Origin of the sequence: Pseudomonas sp. Pseusp97 (assembly GCF_047304025.1) — a bacterium.
GTDB lineage: Bacteria > Pseudomonadota > Gammaproteobacteria > Pseudomonadales > Pseudomonadaceae > Pseudomonas.
This window is the reverse complement of sequence record NZ_JBGLYK010000454.1, coordinates 1-952: the sequence shown is the minus strand read 5'-3', so window position 1 is coordinate 952 and position 952 is coordinate 1. Positions and strand designations below refer to the sequence as shown.

The 952-nt window shown below is 63.9% G+C and carries 1 protein-coding gene; it reads left to right on the top strand.

The features are described 5' to 3' along the window. Window positions 1-103: 103 nt before the first annotated feature. Entirely contained in the window at window positions 104-874 is a 771-nt protein-coding gene (locus tag ACCC94_RS29840; protein WP_413353189.1) for a MetQ/NlpA family ABC transporter substrate-binding protein, read from the top strand. Window positions 875-952 lie beyond the last annotated feature (78 nt).

The window sequence follows — 952 nt, the reverse complement described above, 5'->3', positions numbered from 1 at the left end:
ATCTCGGCGTGGGGCACCGGGGTGGCGCCGACCACGAGTTTCTCCCCCGCGTTTGCGGAGAAGGCGACGACGGCCCACCCCAACTGTTCAAGGAGCAACACCCATGAAAAAGGCCATCGCCATCCTGGCGGCCGTCGTCGCCTTCTCCGCAAACGCGGGGGAGAAACTCGTGGTCGGCGCCACCCCGGTGCCCCACGCCGAGATCCTCGAATTCGTCAAACCGGAACTGGCCAAGCAAGGCGTCGACCTGGACATCAAGGTCTTCACCGACTTCATCCAGCCCAACCTGCAGCTCGCGCAGAAGAACCTCGACGCCAACTACTACCAGTACCGCCCTTTCCTCGATGACTTCAACAAGACCCGCCACACCGATCTGGTGCCCGTGGTGGGCATCCACATCGAGCCGTTCGGCGCCTACTCGACCAAATACAAGTCCCTCGCCGAACTGCCCGACGGCGCCAGCGTGGCCATCCCCAACGACCCGGTGAACACCGGCCGCGCGCTGGTGCTGCTGGCCGAGAGCGGCCTGATCAAGCTCAAGGACCCGAGCAACCCGCAGTCCACCGAGCGCGACATCACCGACAACCCCAAGCACCTGAAGATCCGTGAACTGGAAGGCGCCCTGCTGGCCCGCGCGGTGAAGCAGGTGGACCTGGCGTTCATCTTCGCCAACTACGCGCTGGAAGCCGGCATCGATACCAAGAGCGCGCTGATCGTGGAGAAAGGCAAGGACCTCTACGCCGAGTTCCTCGTCGCCCGTCCGGACAACATCCAGGACCCGGGTATCCAGAAGCTGGCCAAGGCGCTGAATTCGCCGGAAGTCCGGCAGTTCATCCTGACCCGCTACAAGGGTGAGATTGCGCCGGCGTTCTAAGCGCCGTGCATGACCTGTAGGAGCGAGCTTGCTCGCGAACCTTTCGCCCCGCAGCGGGATTCGTTCGCGAGCAAGCTC

Coding starts and splice junctions, on each gene's coding strand:
- ACCC94_RS29840 (WP_413353189.1), top strand. CDS start 104: ATGAAAAAGGCCATCGCCATCCTGGCGGCCGTCGTCGCCTTCTCCGCA.